16 protein-coding genes are annotated in these 17,856 nt (G+C 66.2%); 3 read left to right on the forward strand and 13 right to left on the reverse strand.

Features of this window, described 5'->3' with window-relative positions; all coding sequences use genetic code 11:
• From narJ to AC1ZV1_RS24285, 5 genes are all read right to left on the reverse strand, one after another.
• Positions 1 to 741: a nitrate reductase molybdenum cofactor assembly chaperone gene (gene narJ, locus AC1ZV1_RS24265; protein WP_484293976.1), complete on the reverse strand. Its 741-nt coding sequence runs from the start codon at positions 739 to 741 to the stop codon at positions 1 to 3.
• A 5-nt stretch (positions 742 to 746) separates the two neighbouring features.
• The gene (gene narH, locus AC1ZV1_RS24270; protein ID WP_484293977.1) at positions 747 to 2,294 is read right to left on the reverse strand and encodes a nitrate reductase subunit beta; all 1,548 of its coding nucleotides are present in this window, start codon (positions 2,292 to 2,294) and stop codon (positions 747 to 749) included.
• A gap of 11 nt (positions 2,295 to 2,305) precedes the next feature.
• The gene (locus AC1ZV1_RS24275; protein WP_484293978.1) at positions 2,306 to 6,085 is read right to left on the reverse strand and encodes a nitrate reductase subunit alpha; all 3,780 of its coding nucleotides are present in this window, start codon (positions 6,083 to 6,085) and stop codon (positions 2,306 to 2,308) included.
• 96 nt (positions 6,086 to 6,181) lie between these two features.
• Complete coding sequence (locus tag AC1ZV1_RS24280) at positions 6,182 to 7,585, reverse strand: NarK family nitrate/nitrite MFS transporter (protein WP_484293979.1); 1,404 nt, start codon at positions 7,583 to 7,585, stop codon at positions 6,182 to 6,184.
• A gap of 12 nt (positions 7,586 to 7,597) precedes the next feature.
• Positions 7,598 to 8,899, reverse strand: a complete 1,302-nt coding sequence (locus AC1ZV1_RS24285) for a nitrate/nitrite transporter (protein WP_484293980.1) — start codon at positions 8,897 to 8,899, stop codon at positions 7,598 to 7,600.
• A gap of 173 nt (positions 8,900 to 9,072) precedes the next feature.
• Between AC1ZV1_RS24285 and AC1ZV1_RS24290 the strand changes: the two genes are divergently transcribed.
• The 3 genes from AC1ZV1_RS24290 (at position 9,073) to AC1ZV1_RS24300 (ending at position 12,092) form a co-directional block, all read left to right on the forward strand.
• Complete coding sequence (locus AC1ZV1_RS24290; protein WP_484293981.1) at positions 9,073 to 10,935, forward strand: histidine kinase; 1,863 nt, start codon at positions 9,073 to 9,075, stop codon at positions 10,933 to 10,935.
• Positions 10,932 to 11,585 carry a two-component system response regulator NarL gene (gene narL / locus AC1ZV1_RS24295; protein ID WP_192435315.1) on the forward strand — a complete coding sequence of 218 codons (654 nt, stop codon included), beginning with the start codon at positions 10,932 to 10,934 and terminating at the stop codon, positions 11,583 to 11,585. Before AC1ZV1_RS24290 ends, narL begins: the two co-directional genes overlap by 4 nt.
• A 138-nt stretch (positions 11,586 to 11,723) precedes the next feature.
• Complete coding sequence (locus AC1ZV1_RS24300; protein ID WP_484293982.1) at positions 11,724 to 12,092, forward strand: putative zinc-binding protein; 369 nt, start codon at positions 11,724 to 11,726, stop codon at positions 12,090 to 12,092.
• A 3-nt stretch (positions 12,093 to 12,095) separates the two neighbouring features.
• Here AC1ZV1_RS24300 and ubiT read toward each other — a convergent pair whose 3' ends face one another.
• From ubiT to moaC, 8 genes are all read right to left on the reverse strand, one after another.
• On the reverse strand, positions 12,096 to 12,569 hold the full coding sequence (gene ubiT, locus AC1ZV1_RS24305) for a ubiquinone anaerobic biosynthesis accessory factor UbiT (protein WP_484293983.1): 474 nt from the start codon (positions 12,567 to 12,569) through the stop codon (positions 12,096 to 12,098).
• Complete coding sequence (locus tag AC1ZV1_RS24310) at positions 12,563 to 13,453, reverse strand: U32 family peptidase (protein WP_484293984.1); 891 nt, start codon at positions 13,451 to 13,453, stop codon at positions 12,563 to 12,565. Before AC1ZV1_RS24310 ends, ubiT begins: the two co-directional genes overlap by 7 nt.
• Before the next feature lie 10 nt (positions 13,454 to 13,463).
• Positions 13,464 to 14,459 (reverse strand): ubiquinone anaerobic biosynthesis protein UbiU, encoded by a 996-nt coding sequence (gene ubiU, locus AC1ZV1_RS24315; RefSeq protein WP_484293985.1) that lies wholly within the window; start codon positions 14,457 to 14,459, stop codon positions 13,464 to 13,466.
• Between the two features lie 55 nt (positions 14,460 to 14,514).
• Complete coding sequence (locus AC1ZV1_RS24320) at positions 14,515 to 15,747, reverse strand: molybdopterin molybdotransferase MoeA (RefSeq protein ID WP_484293986.1); 1,233 nt, start codon at positions 15,745 to 15,747, stop codon at positions 14,515 to 14,517.
• Positions 15,744 to 16,298 carry a molybdenum cofactor biosynthesis protein B gene (moaB, locus tag AC1ZV1_RS24325; RefSeq protein WP_484293987.1) on the reverse strand — a complete coding sequence of 185 codons (555 nt, stop codon included), beginning with the start codon at positions 16,296 to 16,298 and terminating at the stop codon, positions 15,744 to 15,746. Before moaB ends, AC1ZV1_RS24320 begins: the two co-directional genes overlap by 4 nt.
• A gap of 187 nt (positions 16,299 to 16,485) precedes the next feature.
• Positions 16,486 to 16,938 carry a molybdopterin synthase catalytic subunit MoaE gene (gene moaE / locus AC1ZV1_RS24330; protein ID WP_484293988.1) on the reverse strand — a complete coding sequence of 151 codons (453 nt, stop codon included), beginning with the start codon at positions 16,936 to 16,938 and terminating at the stop codon, positions 16,486 to 16,488.
• Positions 16,939 to 16,942: 4 nt separating this feature from the next.
• Complete coding sequence (locus AC1ZV1_RS24335) at positions 16,943 to 17,191, reverse strand: MoaD/ThiS family protein (protein ID WP_484293989.1); 249 nt, start codon at positions 17,189 to 17,191, stop codon at positions 16,943 to 16,945.
• Complete coding sequence (gene moaC, locus AC1ZV1_RS24340; RefSeq protein ID WP_484293990.1) at positions 17,188 to 17,679, reverse strand: cyclic pyranopterin monophosphate synthase MoaC; 492 nt, start codon at positions 17,677 to 17,679, stop codon at positions 17,188 to 17,190. The genes AC1ZV1_RS24335 and moaC overlap by 4 nt, the downstream gene beginning before the upstream one ends.
• Between the last annotated feature and the right edge of the window lie 177 nt (positions 17,680 to 17,856).

Genomic DNA, 17,856 nt, shown 5'->3' on the forward strand with positions numbered 1-17,856 from the left:
TCAGACTCCTTCTCTGGCCGCCCGGTACTGCATCTGCGGCACCGGCTGGGCGACCCACTGCATGGGTTGTTCGGCGGCGTTGGAGACGCGCCGGGCGCTGGTGGACGGGCAACCGACGGCGGGCTCGGTAAAACTCACCGGGGTTTCCTCCCAGGCCTTGTCGATGGCTTCCAGGCTGTCGTCGCGCACTTCCTGCTCGCGGTCGCGCTTGAGCGTGCCGAGGTCAGGCTGCTCGCCGGACAGCTCCAGCAGGCTATTGAAGATCGCCGCGTAGCTGCTGCCGCGCTCTTCCAGGCGCAGGGCGATCAGCGCGAGGATGTGCGCGACGTCGGCCAGGCCGGCGCGGGCGGACTCGGCGTCCTGCAGGGCAAGGAACTCCAGGTACAGCGGCAGGTAGTCCGGCAGCTCGTTGACGTCGATGACCAGGCCCGCCTGGGTGTAGCGGGCCATCAGGTCGACCATCGCCTGGCCACGGTCACGGCTTTCGCCGTGCACGTGTTCGAACAGCAGCAGCGAGACCGAGCGACCACGCTCGAACAGCCCGTCGTAACGGGCCTGGACATCGAGGATGTCGCCCTTGCACAGCTCGTTGAGCAGCGCGGCGAGGCCGTCGCGCTGTTTTTCCGAGAGGTCGCAGGTACGGATCAGGGCGTGCAGCGCCAGGCTTTCCTCGCGCAGTTCGACGCGCGGGTAATCCAGCATCAGCGCACTGAGCTTGAGCAGTTGGCTGTGAGTGTCCATCGCTGTCACTCCTGTATCTGCACGGTCTGGATGACGTTGCGCTTGTCCACGGCCTTGCCGCCGAACAGGTTGACGCCAGAATTGCTGCCAGAGCTGCCGGAGCAACCGTTACCGAAGCTGAAGCCGCAACCCGAGCGCTCGGCGAAGGCATCCGACAGCGCCTCCTCGCGGTGCGCGGTGGGGATGACGAAGCGGTCTTCGTAGTTGGCGATCGCCAGGTAGCGGTACATCTCTTCCACCTGGTTCACGGTCAGGCCGACCTTTTTCAGCACCTCCAGGTCCTGCTTGCCTTCCACGTGCTCGGCACGCTTGTAGGCGCGCATCGCCAGCAGGCGCTTGAGAGCCAGCAATACTGGCGCGGTGTCGCCGGCGGTCAGCAGGTTGGCCAGGTACTGCACGGGAATGCGCAGGGACTCGACATCCGGGATCACCCCGTCGCTGCCGATGTGGCCTTCGGAGGCGGCGTTCTGGATCGGCGACAGCGGCGGCACGTACCAGACCATCGGCAACGTGCGGTATTCCGGGTGCAGCGGCAGGGCCAGCTTCCAGTCCATGGCCAGCTTGTACACCGGCGACTTCTGTGCGGACTCGATGACGCTGTCCGGTACGCCGTCCTTGCGGGCCTGCTCGATCACTTTCGGGTCGAACGGATCGAGGAAGATCTCCAGCTGCTTCTGGTACAGCTCGCGCTCGTTCTCGCAGGTGGCCACTTCGTGGATGCGGTCGGCGTCATACAGCAGCACGCCGAGGTAGCGGATACGGCCCACACAGGTTTCCGAGCAGACGGTCGGCTGGCCGGCCTCGATGCGCGGATAGCAGAAGATGCACTTCTCGGATTTGCCGCTCTTCCAGTTGAAGTAGATCTTCTTGTACGGGCAGCCGCTGATGCACATGCGCCAGCCACGGCACTTGTCCTGGTCGATCAGGACGATGCCGTCTTCCTCGCGCTTGTAGATCGCGCCGCTCGGGCACGAGGCCACGCACGCCGGGTTCAGACAGTGCTCGCACAGGCGCGGCAGGTACATCATGAAGGTGTTTTCGTACTCGCCGTAGATGTCCGCCTGGACCTGGTCGAAGTTCTTGTCCTTGCGACGCTTGGCGAATTCGGTGCCGAGGATTTCTTCCCAGTTCGGGCCCCACTCGATCTTCTGCATGCGCTGGCCGGAGACCAGCGAGCGCGGGCGGGCGACCGGCTGATGCTGGGCCTTGGGCGCGGTGTGCAGGTGCTGGTAGTCGAAATCGAAGGGCTCGTAGTAGTCATCGATTTCCGGCAGGTCCGGGTTGGCGAAGATGTTCGCCAGCACGCGGAACTTGCCGCCGATGCGCGGGACGATGGAGCCGTCGGCGTTACGCTTCCAGCCGCCCTTCCACTTCTCCTGGTTCTCCCACTCTTTCGGGTAACCGATGCCGGGCTTGGTTTCGACGTTGTTGAACCAGGCGTACTCGACGCCTTCGCGGCTGGTCCAGACGTTCTTGCAGGTGATCGAGCAGGTGTGGCAGCCGATGCATTTGTCGAGGTTCAGCACCATGCCGACTTGCGAACGAATTTTCATGGCAGTAATCCTCAAATGTCCTGGGGCAGCGGTTGCGGCAGAGCGTCACCGCCCAGTCCGCCCTGCTCCGGCTCGTCGAGCCAGTCGACCTTGTTCATCTTGCGCACCACGACGAACTCGTCGCGGTTGCAGCCGACCGTGCCGTAGTAGTTGAAGCCCCACGCCTGCTGGGCGTAGCCGCCGATCATGTGGGTGGGCTTGAGGACCACACGGGTCACCGAGTTGTGGTGGCCGCCGCGGGTGCCGGTGGTCTCGCTGCCCGGCAGGTTCACGATGCGCTCCTGGGCGTGGTACATCATCACCATGCCGTCCTTCACGCGCTGGCTGACCACTGCGCGGCAGGTCGCGGCGCCGTTGGCGTTGAAGACTTCGCACCAGTCGTTGTCCTCGATGCCGGCGCGTTTCGCGTCGTTCTCGCTCATCCAGATGATCGGGCCACCGCGCGACAGGGTGAGCATCAGCAGGTTGTCGCTGTAGGTGGAGTGGATGCCCCACTTCTGGTGCGGGGTGATCCAGTTCAGGGTGATTTCGGTGTGGCCGTTGGGCTTCTTGTTGAACAGCTTGTCGGTGCTGCGGGTGTTGACCGGCGGCCGGTAGCTGACGAAGCCTTCGCCGAAGGCCTGCATCCAGGGGTGATCCTGATAGAACTGCTGGCGACCGGTGAGGGTGCGCCACGGGATCATCTCGTGGACGTTGGTGTAGCCGGCGTTGTAGCTCACGTGTTCGTCTTCCAGGCCCGACCAGGTGGGGCTGGAAATGATCTTGCGCGGCTGCGCCTGGACGTCGCGGAAGCGGATCTTTTCTTCTTCCTTGGGCAGCGCCAGGTGGGTGTGGTCGCGGCCGGTGAACTTCGACAGCGCTTCCCAGGCCTTCACGGCGACCTGGCCGTTGGTTTCCGGCGCCAGCGCGAGGATCACCTCGGCGGCGTCGATGGCGCTCTCGATGCGCGGACGGCCTTGGCTGATACCGGTCTCGGTGACCTTGTGGTTGAGCTCGCCCAGCAGCTTGATCTCCTTGTCGGTGTTCCAGCCGATTCCCTTGCCACCGTTGCCGAGCTTGTCCAGCAGCGGGCCGAGGGAGGTGAACTTCTTGTAGGTGTTCGGATAGTCACGCTCGACCACGTGCAGGGTCGGCATGGTCCGGCCGGGAACCGGTTCGCACTCGCCCTTCTTCCAGTCGCTGCCGCCGAACGGCTGCGCGAGTTCGTTGGCGGTGTCGTGCAGCAGCGGCACGGTGACCAGGTCCTTCTCCACGCCCAGGTGACCGACGGAGACCTCGGAGAACTTCCTGGCGATCGCCTTGTAGATCTCCCAGTCGCTCTTGGCTTCCCAGGCCGGGTCGGTGGCGGCCGACAGCGGGTGGATGAAGGGGTGCATGTCGGAGGTGTTGAGGTCGTCCTTCTCGTACCAGGTAGCGGTCGGCAGGACGATGTCCGAGTACATGCAGGTGGAAGACATGCGGAAGTCGAGGGTGGTGACCAGGTCCAGCTTGCCTTCGGCGCCTTCGTCGACCCAGTCGACTTCGCCCGGGCAGGGACCGCCGGCCTTGCCGAGGTCGTCGTTCATCACGCCGTTCTTCGCGCCCAGCAGGTACTTGAGCATGTACTCGTGGCCCTTGCCCGAGGAGCCGAGCAGGTTGGAGCGCCAGATGAACAGGTTGCGCGGGAAGTTCTGCGGATCATCCGGCTGCTCGCTGGCGATGCGCAGGTTGCCGGCCTTGAGTTCGCGGACCACGTAGTCCTGCACCGGGATGCCAGCACGTTCTGCATCGGCGGCGATGTGCAGCGGGTTGCGGTTGAGCTGCGGGGCGGACGGCAGCCAGCCCATGCGTTCGGCGCGGATGTTGTAGTCCAGCGCGTGCTCGGGGAACTGCCTGGTGTCGGCCAGCGGCGAGAGGACTTCGTGCATCGAGATCTTCTCGTGGCGCCACTGCGAGCTGTGCAGGTAGAAGAAGCTGGTGCCGTTCATCTGCCGCGGCGGACGGCTCCAGTCGGTGCCGAACGCCAGCGGGACCCAGCCGGTCTGCGGACGGAGTTTCTCCTGGCCGACGTAGTGTGCCCAGCCGCCACCGCTCTGGCCGATGCAGCCGCACATCATCAGCATGTTGATGACCGCGCGGTAGTTCATGTCCATGTGGTACCAGTGGTTCATCGCGGCGCCGATGATGACCATGGCCTTGCCGTGGGTCTTGTCGGCGCTGTCGGCGAACTCGCGGGCCACCTGGATGGCGCGGGCGGCCGGTACGCCGGTGATGCGGGCCTGCCAGGCCGGGGTGTAGGGCACGTCGGCGTCAGTGTAGGAAGCGGCCACGTTGCCGCCGCCCAGGCCACGGTCGACGCTGTAGTTGGCCATCTGCAGGTCATACACGGTGGCGACGCGCAGGGTCTGGCCATCGGCGCCGGTCACTTCGCGGAACGGCACGCGGCGCACCAGCACCTCGTCGTTGTCCACGCCCTTGAAGTGCGGGTGGTCCTGGCCGGCGAAGTACGGGAAGCCCACGTCGCAGGCCTTTTCCGGACCGTCGATCAGGGACAGGGCCAGGCGGGTTTCACGCTTCTCGCCGCCTTCGGTTTCCTCGATGTTCCACTTGCCCGACTCGCCCCAGCGGTAGCCGATGGCGCCGGTGGGCGACACCAGCTCGCCGGAGATTTCGTCCAGGCCGATGGTCTTCCACTCGGGGTTGTTGTCCTGCCCGAGGTTGTTCGCCAGGTCCGCCGCGCGCAGGTAGCGGGTCGGCTTGAGCACGCCGTCGGTGTGCGGCTCGAGCAGCACCAGCATCGGCATGTCGGTGTACTGGCGGCAGTAGTCGACGAAGTAGGCGCTGGGCTTCTCGAGGTGGAATTCCTTGAGGATGACGTGACCAAAAGCCATGCCCAGCGCGGCGTCGGTGCCCTGCTTGGGGTTGAGCCAGAGGTCGGTGAGCTTGGCCACTTCGGAGTAGTCCGGGGTGACGGCCACGGTCTTGGTGCCCTTGTAGCGAACTTCGGTGAAGAAGTGCGCATCAGGGGTACGGGTCTGCGGGACGTTGGAGCCCCAGGCGATGATGTAGCTGGAGTTGTACCAATCGGCCGATTCCGGCACGTCGGTCTGCTCGCCCCAGATTTGCGGGCTGGCCGGCGGCAGGTCGCAGTACCAGTCGTAGAAGGACAGGCACACGCCGCCGATCAGCGACAGGTAACGGGCACCGGCGGCATAGCTGACCATGGACATGGCCGGGATCGGCGAGAAGCCGATGACGCGGTCCGGGCCGTAGGTCTTGGCGGTGTAGACGTTGGCGGCGGCGATGATCTCGGTGACTTCGTTCCAGCTCGAGCGGATGAAGCCGCCCAGGCCGCGCTCGCTCTTGTAGCTCTTCGCCTTGGCCGAGTCTTCGACGATGCTGGCCCAGGCGTCCACCGGATCGTTGTGGGTGGCGCGGGCTTCACGCCAGAGCTTGAGCAGCGGCTTGCGCACCTTGGGGTACTTCAGGCGGTTGGCGCTGTACATGTACCAGGAGTAGCTGGCGCCACGGGGGCAGCCGCGCGGCTCGTGGTTGGGCAGGTCGGGACGGGTGCGCGGGTAGTCGGTCTGCTGGGTTTCCCAGGTGATCAGGCCGTTCTTCACGTAGATCTTCCAGGAGCACGAACCGGTGCAGTTCACCCCGTGGGTAGAGCGAACGATCTTGTCGTGCTGCCAGCGCTGCCGGTAGCTGTTTTCCCAGGCACGGCTTTCGTTGGTGACCTCGCCATGACCATCGGCGAATTCACCCTGCTTCTTCTTGAAGAATTGCAGGCGGTCGAGCAGGTAACTCATCTGTATCTCCTCACCCGGTCTGCGCCGGGCGTTCAAACGCTGATCAAGCTCGCGGAACGGTTTGGCGGCGGGCGCACGGCGCGCCCGCCACAGCAATCAGCAGGGGCTCTCGGCTCCCTTGCGGGCGTACCACCACCAGGTGGCGACGATGCAGCTCAGGTAGTACGCGACGAACACATAGAGGGCGCCTTCGGCGCTGCCGGTCATGGCCAGCGAGGTGCCGAACGCCTTGGGAATGAAGAAGCCACCGAAGGCGCCAATGGCGGCGGAGAAACCGATCACCGCGGCCGACTCCATGCTGGCGTTCTTGGCGGCCTGGGCTTCGGTATGACCGCCCTGCTTCAGGCGCACGGCCCACTCGTTGCGGAAGATCACCGGGATCATGCGGAAGGTGCTGCCGTTGCCGATGCCGGCGAAGAAGAACAGTGCGATGAACGAACCGAGGAAGCCGAAGAAGCTGCCGGCACCATTCGCGCCGGGCAGGAAGCTGATCACTGCGAACACGCCGGCGATCATCGCTGCGTAGTTCCACAGGGTGATGCGCGCGCCGCCGAACTTGTCCGCCAGCCAGCCACCCAGTGGCCGACTCAGGGCACCCACCAGCGGGCCGAGGAAGGCGTACTGCAGCGGGTTGATGTCCGGGAACTGGGTCTTGCTGAGCATGGCGAAGCCGGCGGAGAAGCCGATGAACGAGCCGAAGGTGGCCACGTACAGCCAGCACATCAGCCAGTTGTGCTTGCGCGTGAAAATCACCGACTGGTCGCGGAACGAGGCCTTGGCATCAGCGATGTCGTTCATGCCGAACCAGGCGGCCACCGAGACCACGGCGATGAAGGGCACCCAGATCCAGCCGGCGTTCTGCAGCCACAGGCGGGTGCCGTCGGACAGGGTTTCCGGCTCGCCGCCGAAGGCGCCGAACAGGCCACCGGCCACCGCCAGCGGTACGGCGAACTGCATCACCGAGACGCCCAGGTTGCCCAGGCCGGCGTTCAGGCCCAGCGCAGTCCCCTGGGAGTTCTTCGGGTAGAAGAAGCTGATGTTGGACATGCTGGAGGCGAAGTTGCCGCCGCCGAAGCCGCACAGCAGGGCGATGATGGCGAACACCCAGTACGGCGTGGTCGGGTCCTGTACGGCGAAGCCCAGCCACAGGCAGGGGATCAGCAGGGAGGCGGTGGACAGCGCAGTCCAGCGACGGCCGCCGAACACCGGCACCATGAAGGAGTAGAACACCCGCAAGGTGGCACCGGAGATCGACGGCAGCGCGGCGAGCAGGAACAGTTGTTCGTTGCTGAAGCTGAAACCGGCAGCGTTCAGGCGCACGGTGACGGTGCTCCAGATCATCCACACGGCGAAGGCCAGCAGCAACGCGGGAATCGAGATCCACAGGTTGCGCGCGGCAATGCGCTTGCCCGACTGGGCCCAGAACTCCGGGTCCTCCGGGCGCCAGTCGATCAGCAGCGGACCGCTGGCGGCTTTGAGTTGAGTGTTGATCATGCCCATGACGGCACTACCTCAGGAATGGCTGGATGGAAAGGGAGAGGCGTCGACATCGGCCGCTCGGGCCTGGCCGTCGAGGCGCTGTTGCTGCTTGATCGCGTAGTGCATCCAGACCATGCAGATCACGGTCAGGCCGAACAGCAACATGAAGCAGGAAGAGCGCACGCCGATGTGATCGGCGGCGTAGCCGAACAGGATCGGCAGGCAGAAGCCGCCCAGGCCGCCAATGACCCCGACCATGCCGCCGACGGTGCCCATGTTCTGCGGGTAGTAGTCGTGGATGATCCGGTACACGCTGGCCTTGCCGAAGCCCTGGGCGATGCCCACGACGAACACCAGGAAGGTGAACAGCCAGACGTTCAGGCCGATGCCGAGGCTGACGTCACCCTGGATGCCGTGGATGGTCATGGTGGTCGGCGGGTAGGACAGGAAGAACAGGCAGACCAGGCAGATCCAGAACACGCCCCAGTTCACCGAGCGGGCGCCGTAGTGGTCGCTGAACCAGCCGCCCAGGGCACGGATCAGGCCCGACGGCAGGGTGAACAGCATGGTGATGAAGGACGCGGTGCGAAGGTCCAGGCCGTACTCGGCGATGTAGTACTTGGGCAGCCACAAGGCCAGGGCGACAAAGCCGCCGAAGACGAAGAAGTAGTAGAGGCCGAAGCGCCATACACGCAGCTCGCCCAGCGGCGCCAGCTGCTTGGCCAGGGTCGGGCGCGGACGGCTCGGGGCGGCGTCGCCACCCTGGGTGTGGGCCGGATCGGTCCAGGTGCAGAACCAGAACAGCAGCGCGGTCACCAGCATGGCCACCGAGTAGATCTGCGGGACCATCCGCCAGCCGAAGGCGACCACGATCATCGGCGCCACCAGGTTGGTGATTGCCGCGCCCGCGTTGCCGGCGCCGAAGATGCCCATGGCGGTGCCCTGGCGTTCCTTCTCGAACCACGACGAGGTGTAGGCGATGCCCACGGCGAAGGAGCCACCGGCCAGGCCGACGAACAGACCGAGCACCAGGTAGTGCCAGTAGAGCGTGGCGAACGCCAGGCCGTAGATCGGGATGGCCACCAGCAGCATGTGGATGAAGAACACGATGCGCCCGCCGAAGCGGTCGGTGATCAACCCCAGGGGCAGGCGTACCAGCGAACCGGTGAGGATCGGCAGGGCGACCATCAGACCGAACTGCGCCTCGGACAGGCCCAGCTCTTCCTTGATGCGGATACCGATGATCGAAAACATCGTCCAGACCGCGAAGTTCACGGCGAACGCCAGTGTGCTCATGCCGAGCACGGAGTACTGTTTCTGACGGTGGGACAACATGGCTATGCTCACTTCCAGACGGCCTTTGCCCGCACGTTAGGTAAGGAGTAGTTGCCTTCTCTTGATCGTCATCAATGAGCCAACGGGCGATTCATGAGCAGATGCGCGCCGCTACCTCCTAGTGGGTATCACTGAAACGAATGCTTAACGCATTGTTTTTAAAGGCATTTTCAATGAACGCACAGCAGCCTGCCGCCCCCTCTTCCAGCGACCGACTCTTTGTGGGTAGCCCACCCGCCGGACGCCCTTCGCTGCGCAAATCCATCGTCGTGCGCTTCGGCTGCTACCTCACGCTGCTGGTCTCACTGGCCCTGGCCGGGATGTTCAGCGCCCTGCTGTTCGCCGACTACTCGCACCAGGACGCCGCCGTGATCAACCAGGCCGGCTCCCTGCGCATGCTCACCTACCGCCTCGCGCTGGACCCGTCGCCGATCAACCGCCAGGCCCTGCAAGCGACCCTCGCAGCCCGCCTGGACAACGACGAGATCACTCGCCTGCTGCGTCGCTCGGGCCCCGACGCGCCCATCCAGCAGCAGCACGACCAGTTGCGTCAGGAGTTGCAGAATCTCGACCTCTCCGAAGCGCCGGCGCTGAGCACGCTGGACACCTTCGTCGGGCACATCGACGGCTTCGTCGGCACCCTGCAGCGCAATGCCGAGTACCGCTCGCAGATGCTCAGCACCGTGCAGGGCCTGTGCCTGTTCCTCAGCCTGCTGGTGGTGTTCATCAGCCTCTACGATCTGAGCTACCACGTCGTCGGTCCGCTGCGTGAACTCACCACCACCGCCCGGCGCCTCGGCGAAGGCGACCTCGATGCGCGGGTCAGCAGCAGCGGCGAGGACGAGCTGAGCCAGCTGGGCGAGCGCTTCAACCAGATGGCCGAGGAACTGCAGGCCAGCTACCGCGAGCTGGAAGCGCGGGTGGAAGACAAGACACGCGACCTGACCAACAGCCACCAACGCCTGGAACTGCTCTACGACAGCGCCCGCCGCCTTGGCCAGGATCCCTACGACGAACGCTCGCTGCAGCCGCTGCTGAACCAGCTCGAACGGGTACTGCAGGCCGGCAAGGTGACCCTCTGTCTGAACAAGGACGGCGTCGAGCGCGCCTATACCTCGCTGACCACCGACGGCGTCACCGGCGCCTTCTGCCTGCAGGGCAATTGCGGTGACTGCCGCGCCCAGGCCGATCACTGCAACAATCCGATCCGCGGTATCAACCCGTTGCTGATGCAGCCGCTGTCCATCGGCGAACACCGCTTCGGCGAGCTGTTCATCGAGACCCCCGATGGTCATCTGGAAGACTGGCAGCAGCAGTTCGTCGAAGGTTTCTGCGACAACATCGCGCGTACCTTCGCCCTGTCCCTGCAGCAGGAACAGGAGAACCGCCTGGCGCTATTCGCCGAGCGCAGCACCATCGCCCGCGAGCTGCACGATTCGCTGGCGCAGTCGCTGTCCTACCTGAAGATCCAGGTCAGCCGCCTGGCCACCCTGCTCAAGCGCGACGTGCCGCCCGAGAAGATCGACGAGACCCTGGGCGAGCTGCGCGAAGGTCTCAACAGCGCCTACCGCCAGCTGCGCGAACTGCTCACGACCTTCCGCCTGAGCCTGGAGCAGTCCAGCCTCGAGGCAGCGCTGGTGAAGACTGTGGAAGAGTTCGGCGAGCGTGGCGATCTTTCCATCGAGCTGGACAACCGCCTGGCGCACATCCCGCTCAACCCCAACGAGGAAATCCACATCCTGCAGATCGTCCGCGAGGCGCTGTCCAATGTGGTTCGGCACGCCCAGGCGCATCACGCGAAGGTCACCCTGCTCGAGGATGCCGACGATCAGGTGTGCATCACCGTGGACGACGATGGCGTGGGCTTTGACCCAGCGCAGAGCCGCAACGGGCACTATGGACTTAGCATCATGCGGGAGCGCAGCCAGACCCTGGAAGCCACCTTCGCCATCGCCCCGCGCGAGCCGCAGGGCACACGGGTCAGCGTGCGCTTCACCCACAAACCCCTGTCGCAGTACCCGGAGACCCACCCATGACGGCCACCCCCACCGATGACCGCGCGCGCATCCTGCTCGTCGACGACCACCCGATGATGCGCAAGGGTGTGGTCCAGCTGCTGGAGTTCGAGGACGACCTGGAGGTGGTGGGCGAAGCCGGCAGCGGCGAGGAAGCGTTGCGCATGGCGGCAGAGCTGGAGCCGGACATGATCCTGCTCGACCTCAACATGAAGGGCATGACCGGCCTGGACACCCTGCGCGCCATGCGCGAAAACGGCGAGGACGCGCGCATCGTGGTGTTCACCGTCTCCGACGACCGCAACGACGTGATCAACGTACTGCGCGCAGGCGCCGACGGCTACCTGCTCAAGGACATGGAACCCGAACGCCTGCTGGAACACATTCGCCAGGCCGCCACCGGACAGCTGACCATCAGCCCGCAGCTGACCCAGGTGCTGGCCCAGGCCCTGCGCGGCGACGACCGCCCCAAGGGCATCGAGGAGCTCACCGACCGCGAGCGGCAGATCCTCCGCCAGCTTTCCCACGGTTACAGCAACAAGATGATCGCGCGCAAACTCGACATCACCGAAGGCACCGTGAAGGTCCACGTGAAGCGCGTGCTGCACAAGCTGGGCATGCGCTCGCGCGTCGAGGCGGCGGTCTGGGCGGTGGAGAACCACCTCGTCTGATCGCCTGCGACGGCGAATCAAGCGTTCCGCTGTATTCGCCCTACCTACCAGGTAGTAGTCCACCCGCCAACTTGATTCAGATCATGTCGCGACAGCACACGGCAGCAGGACACTGCAGGACTCACCCTGGAGGTCCCCATGCCGCCCTCGCCGCACCTGCCCCTCGTCTACTCGTGTTCCGGCTGCTCCAACCTCGCGCAGCTGGCCAATGATCTCGCCCTGCGCCTGGACCGTGACGGCCTCGCGGAGATGTCCTGCATCGCCGGCGTGGGTGGCGACGTACCGGCGCTGGTGAAGAAGGCCTGCTCCGGGCGCCCGATCGTTGCCGTGGACGGCTGCCACCTGCACTGCGTGCAGAACTGCCTGGCGCGCCACGGGGTGAAGGCCGAGCACGAGATCACCCTGACTGAATACGGCCTGAAGAAACGCTACGGCCAGGATGCGCCGGTGCAGGACTTCGAGATGCTCTACGAGGAACTGCAGTTCCTCGTGCGCACCCCGGCCTGAGACTCAGGCGTTCTCCTGCACCACCCGGCTGGCCCGGCGCATGGCGCTCCACAGCCAGGTCGGCAGGCTATCCGGGTCGAGGCTGTCGATCAGGTTCTTCACCGCCAGCCCCAGTTCGGTATCGCCCTCGATCACCAGGCGGCGACGGAAGAACAGCGTATCCGGGTCTTCCTGCCGGCCCGCGAGCAACAGGAAGTCGCGCCAGCTGCCGCGGATGATCACGCTGGGCCTGCAAGCCTCGGCGAAACGCAGGCCATCACGGCCGCGCGTGAGGCTCCAGCCCAGGTCGAGGTCGCTCACTTCCAGGCGCAGCCAGTGACCGTCGAGGATATCGAAGGCACCGTCCGCCAGCGGCTCGGCGAACAGGCGGTTGGCGGCGCGCTGCAACACCGCGCGCTGCAGCCCCGACGGGACGCGCGCGGCCAGCGGCAGGAGACGGTCGGCGGCGCGCAGGGCGCCGGATTCGAGTGTCAGCACAGGTTCACCTCATCGCTGCGCAGCATGCCCGGGCGGCCATGCCAGTATCCGTTGCAACCCGCCACCGCCAGCGGCGGCGTGGCGCCCTGGCGTACCCGGTCGAACGCCTGAATGACGTCCACCATGCCTTCGGCGCGGGGGCTCAGGCGTAGCAGATCGGCGCCACAGTCACGCAGCGAGGCATAGTCCGCCAGCAGGTTGCTGGCCTCGCCGGACATCGTCTGGATGCCGTTGAGGGTGAACAGAAGCATCCCTTCCTGGCTGCGCATCGACAGGCCCTCCGCGTAGTTCATGCAGCAGAACTGGCAGTCGTCCTTGGGCCGGTTCTCTGCCCGCGCGGTGAAGCAGCGCGCCGAATAGGCCAGCGGCAGATGGCCGTAGGCGAACACCTCGGTTTCCACATCGTTGATGCCCAACTCGCGGACTTGTTCGATCACTGCGTGAATCTGCTCGCCGGAGCATTCCACCGGCGGCACCCAGCGGCGCAGGCCAGCCGCGTGCAGCTCCGCCAGCGTGTGACCGTTGTAGACATTGAGCGCCGACCCACCGACGAATTCGACGCCAAGACCGGAAAGTATCTGCACCGCGCCCATGTCGCTGGCCTCGACGCGCAAATCGCCGTTCGCACACAGCCGGCGCAGCGCCGACAACTCGGAAGCCGCCTCGATCAGAGCCAACCCGGAAATCAGGATTTCCGCCCCGCTCTGCTGCTGCAGCTCGCGCCCCAGGCCCAGCCAGTTGTCCAGCGACAGGGCGCGACGCTTGGAGCAGACGGTCTCGCCGATGGTGATCGCGTCCAGCGGCTGATCGGCCATCTGCGCGTAAAAATCCAGGAGTGTCCGGCGGTCCCAGTAGAACAGCACCGGGCCTAAGCTGAGTTTCATCACCACACCCTCACTGCCAGGAACGATGGTAGGCACCCAGGGTTGTCTGGTGGCCTTCGGAAAGCTTGTCCAGGGCGTCCTGCCACTGCGTCAGCGCGCGGTAGTTCTCGGGGGCTCGCTGCCACGCATCCAGCGCCTGCCGCCAGACCCGGGTGACCTGCTCGACATAGGCCGGACTGCGCTGCCGGCCCTCGATCTTCACCGCCGCCACGCCGACTTCGGCCAGCTGCGGGATCAGGTCGAGGGTATTCAGGCTGGTGGGCTCCTCCAGGGCGTGGAAGCGCTCGCCGTTGACCACGAAGCGCCCCTTGCACAGGGTCGGGTAGCCGGCCGGCTCATCTGGCGCATAGCGGTCGATCAGCACATCGTTCAGGCGCGAGGTCAGCCCTTCGGGCTCCTCGGTCCAGCGCACCGCCTTGGCCGGCGAGCAGACGCCACAGAGATTCGGCGACTCGCCGGTGACATAGGACGACAGATGGCAGCGCCCCTCGGCCATGATGCACAGGCTGCCGAAGGCGAAGACTTCGATGGGCACCGGACTGTTCGCCGCCACCTGGCGCACCTGCGCCAGCGACAGCACGCGCGGCAGCACGGCGCGGCGGATGCCGTAGCGCTCGTGGTAGAACGACAGCGCCGCCACGTTGGTGGCAGAGCCTTGCACCGAAAGGTGCAGCGCGAGATTCGGGTGGCGCCTGGCGGCGTAGCCGAGCACCGCGCAGTCGGCGGCGATCAGCGCATCCACGCCGAGATCGGCGGCGTGGTCCACGGCCCGCTGCCAGCGGGCCCAGCCGGCCGCGCCGGGGTAGGTGTTGACCGCCACGTACAGCTGCTTGCCGGCGCTGTGGATAAGTTCCACACCCTGGCGCAACTGGCGGTCATCGAGGTTGAGGCCGGCGAAGTGCCGGGCATTGGTGTCGTCGCGAAAGCCGACGTAGATCGCGTCGGCGCCCTCGCGCAGGGCCGATTTCAAGGCGGGCAGACTCCCCGCCGGGCAGACCAGTTGCATGCTTCCCCCGGGCTATGCGGAGGCTGCCGGCCCCCGCCGGCAGCCGGGAACGGCGTCAGGCGCCGAGTTCGCTGAAAGACAGGAATGGCAGCGGCTCACCGGCGCGCAGGGTGCGCCCGGCCTCCACCACCGCCAGGCCATCGGCCGAGCTCGCCGCGCGCAGCATGGCCGAACCCTGCTGCGGATGCAGGCAGATGCGTGCCACGCCGGTGCTGTCCAGCTCCAGGCGCGCACGCAGGTACTGCCGGCGCGAATTGGCCGTGGGCCAATCGAAGCCCGCCGGCAACGTGACCGGCAAGGTGTCGGCCGTGCTGCGCCCCTGGGCACGCCAGAGGAATGGTCGCGCCACCACCAGTGCGGTCACCAGCGCAGCGGCAGGGTTGCCTGGCAGGCCGATCCACGGCTTGCCCGAGATACTGCCGAACGCCAGCGGCTTGCCCGGCTGCATCTTCAGCTTCCACAGATGCAGCTCGCCCAGCTCGCGAATCGCCTGTTTGAGGTAGTCGCGATCACCCACCGACACCCCGCCACTGGTGATCAGTACGTCCCATTCGGACGCGGCGAGGCTCAACGCGTCGCGGCTGGCCGACAGGGTGTCGGCCAGCACGCCGTAGTCGTGTACCTCGATGCCCCAGCCACGCAGCAGTGCGCCGACGCTGAAGCGGTTGGCGTTGTAGATCTGCCCTGGCTCCAGCGGCTCGCCCGGCTCGCGCAACTCGTCGCCGCTGCTCAGCAGGCAGACGCGTAGCGGCCGGTACACGTTGACGCGGTCCAGGCCGACGCTGGCGAGCAGGCCAAGGTCCTGGGCGCGCAGTGTCTTCCCGGCGCTGAGCAGGGCATCGCCTTCGCGAAGCTCTTCACCACGACGGCGCACATGGCTGCCATGGGCGACCGCGGGCACCTGCAGCCAGTCGCCATCGACCGTGCAGTCTTCCTGGGCAATCACGCTGTCCGCCCCTGGCGGCAACGGCGCGCCGGTGAAGATGCGCAGGGCCTGGCCGGTGTGCAATTCGACCTGGGCGGTCTCGCCGGCGGCGATGGTGCCGGCAATCGTCAACCGAGCCCCGGCGACGGTATCAGCGCTGCGCAGGGCAAAGCCGTCCATCGCGCTGTTGTCCCACAGCGGCAGGTCGATCGGTGAGTGAACGTCCTTGGCGAGAATACGACCCAGGGCATTCTCCAGGTCGACGCGCACGGTCGGCGGCGCCGCAGGAACGAACGCCATCAGCGCAGCGATGGCCTCGTCCACCGGGCGCAGGCCGGAGCCGGAACAACCGCAGCCGTTCACGAGCGTGTACCGCAGGCCAGCACCGGGCGCTCGGGCAGGCGCTTGAGATGAGGGACGAAATTGCAGGGTTGGGTGCGGCTGTCGAGCTGCTGCACGAGGATCTTTTCCCAGGCGGTCAGGCAGGCGCCGGTGGAGCCGGGCAGGCAGCAGATCAGCGTGCCGTTGGTGATGCCGGCGATGGCGCGGGACTGGAGGGTGGAGGTGCCGATTTCCTCGCGGGAAATCTGCCGGAACAGTTCGCCAAAGCCATCCACGGTGCGCTCGAGCAACGGCGCGACGGCTTGCGGGGTGTTGTCGCGGGCGGTAAAGCCGGTGCCACCGGTGATCAGGCCGACCTGGACCTTGGGGTCGGCGATCCAGGCGGAAACCACGGCGCGGATCTGGTAGATGTCGTCGATCACCAACCGGCGCTCGGCGAGGGCGTGGCCGGCGCGCTGCAGCGAGGTCACGAGGGCCTGGCCGGAGGTGTCGTTGTGCAGGCTGCGGGTATCGCTGACGGTGAGGACCGCGATTTCCAGCGGCAGGAAATCCGGGGTGCTGAGATGGCTCATGAGGGGCTCTCCATGACGGAGCAAAAAGGCTGGCGCCAGCCTGCGCCCCTTCCCCTCTACCGCCCATTCCTCCTAGGAGGTACTGCCCCGGCGCGAGCGGGGCATCGGAGTCAATCTGCAGGAGCGCGCCATGCGTGCGATCGCGGGCATGGCGCCCTCCGACCGGGAAACTCTGCTGCCAGGCGGATCAGCTCTTCCAGCGGTCAGCAGCGGCCTGGTCGCTGCAGCGGCCTTCGACCCAGCGCGGGCCTTCGGTGGTGTCTTCCTTCTTCCAGAACGGCGCGCGGGTCTTCAGGTAGTCCATGACGAAGTTGCAGGCGTCGAACGCGGCCTGGCGGTGGGCGCTGGCGGCGCCGACGAAGACGATGGGCTCGCCCGGTTCCAGGCGGCCGATGCGGTGGAGGATTTCCAGGCGCAGCAGTGGCCAGCGCTCATTGGCCTCGACCTCGATCTTCGCCAGCGCCTTCTCGGTCATGCCGGCGTAATGCTCGAGGAACATGCCACCCACTTCGCGACCGTCGTTGAAGTCGCGCACGTAGCCGACGAAACCGACCACTGCGCCGACGCCGACGTTGGCGGCGTGCATCGCGTTGAGTTCAGCACCCGGATCGAACGCCGCCGGCTGGACGCGGATCGCCATGGGCTCAGCCTCCGGTGACGGTGGGGAAGAACGCCACCTCGTCGCCGTCGGCGAGGGGCTCGCCCAGGGAGCACAGCTCCTGGTTGCGCGCGCACATCAGGTTCTGTTCGCCGAGCACGTCCCAGGCGCCGCCGCGCTCCAGCAGCAGGCGCCGCAGGTCGTCGAGGCTGGCCAGGGACGGGCTCCAGTTAAGCTGCTCGCCGTCCAGGCCGAGGGCTTCGCGGTAGCGAGCGAAGTACTGCACGCGGATCATGGGGTGTCTCCCGCTACGCCATCGGTAGCAACGTAATGACCGCTCTTGCCGCCGAGCTTCTCCAGCACGCGCACGCTGTCGATGGTCATGCCGCGATCCACGGCCTTGCACATGTCGTAGATGGTCAGCGCGGCGACGCTGGCGGCGGTCAGCGCTTCCATCTCCACACCGGTCTGCCCGGCCAGCTTGCAGCGGGCGACGATGTGCACGGTGTCCTCGCCTTCGGCGGCCAGCTCGACCTTGACGCTGGTGAGCAGCAGCGGGTGGCACAGCGGGATCAGGTCATGGGTCTTCTTCGCCGCCTGGATACCGGCGATGCGCGCCACGGCGAACACGTCACCCTTGGGGTGACCGCCGTCCTGGATCAGCTGCAGGGTGGCCGGGAGCATACGCACCCGGGCTTCGGCCACGGCCTCACGGGATGTCACGGCTTTTTCGGTGACATCGACCATGTTGGCGCGGCCCTGGGAATCGAGATGGGTCAGCACGGCTGGGAACTCTCCGGTGGATCAGGGGAACAGTGTACTCCCGGTACGCGCGGCCTGCGGAGCTGCGGACGGCGCGTTGGGGGGAGGATTGTATACAAGAAGAGGTACGAGCGGTGTGCCCGAAGCCTGGCCGGGTTCGCGCGCAAGCGCGCTCCTGCAGGTTCTGCGTTCGAGGTG

The organism is Pseudomonas sp. BB438 (genome assembly GCF_057180225.1).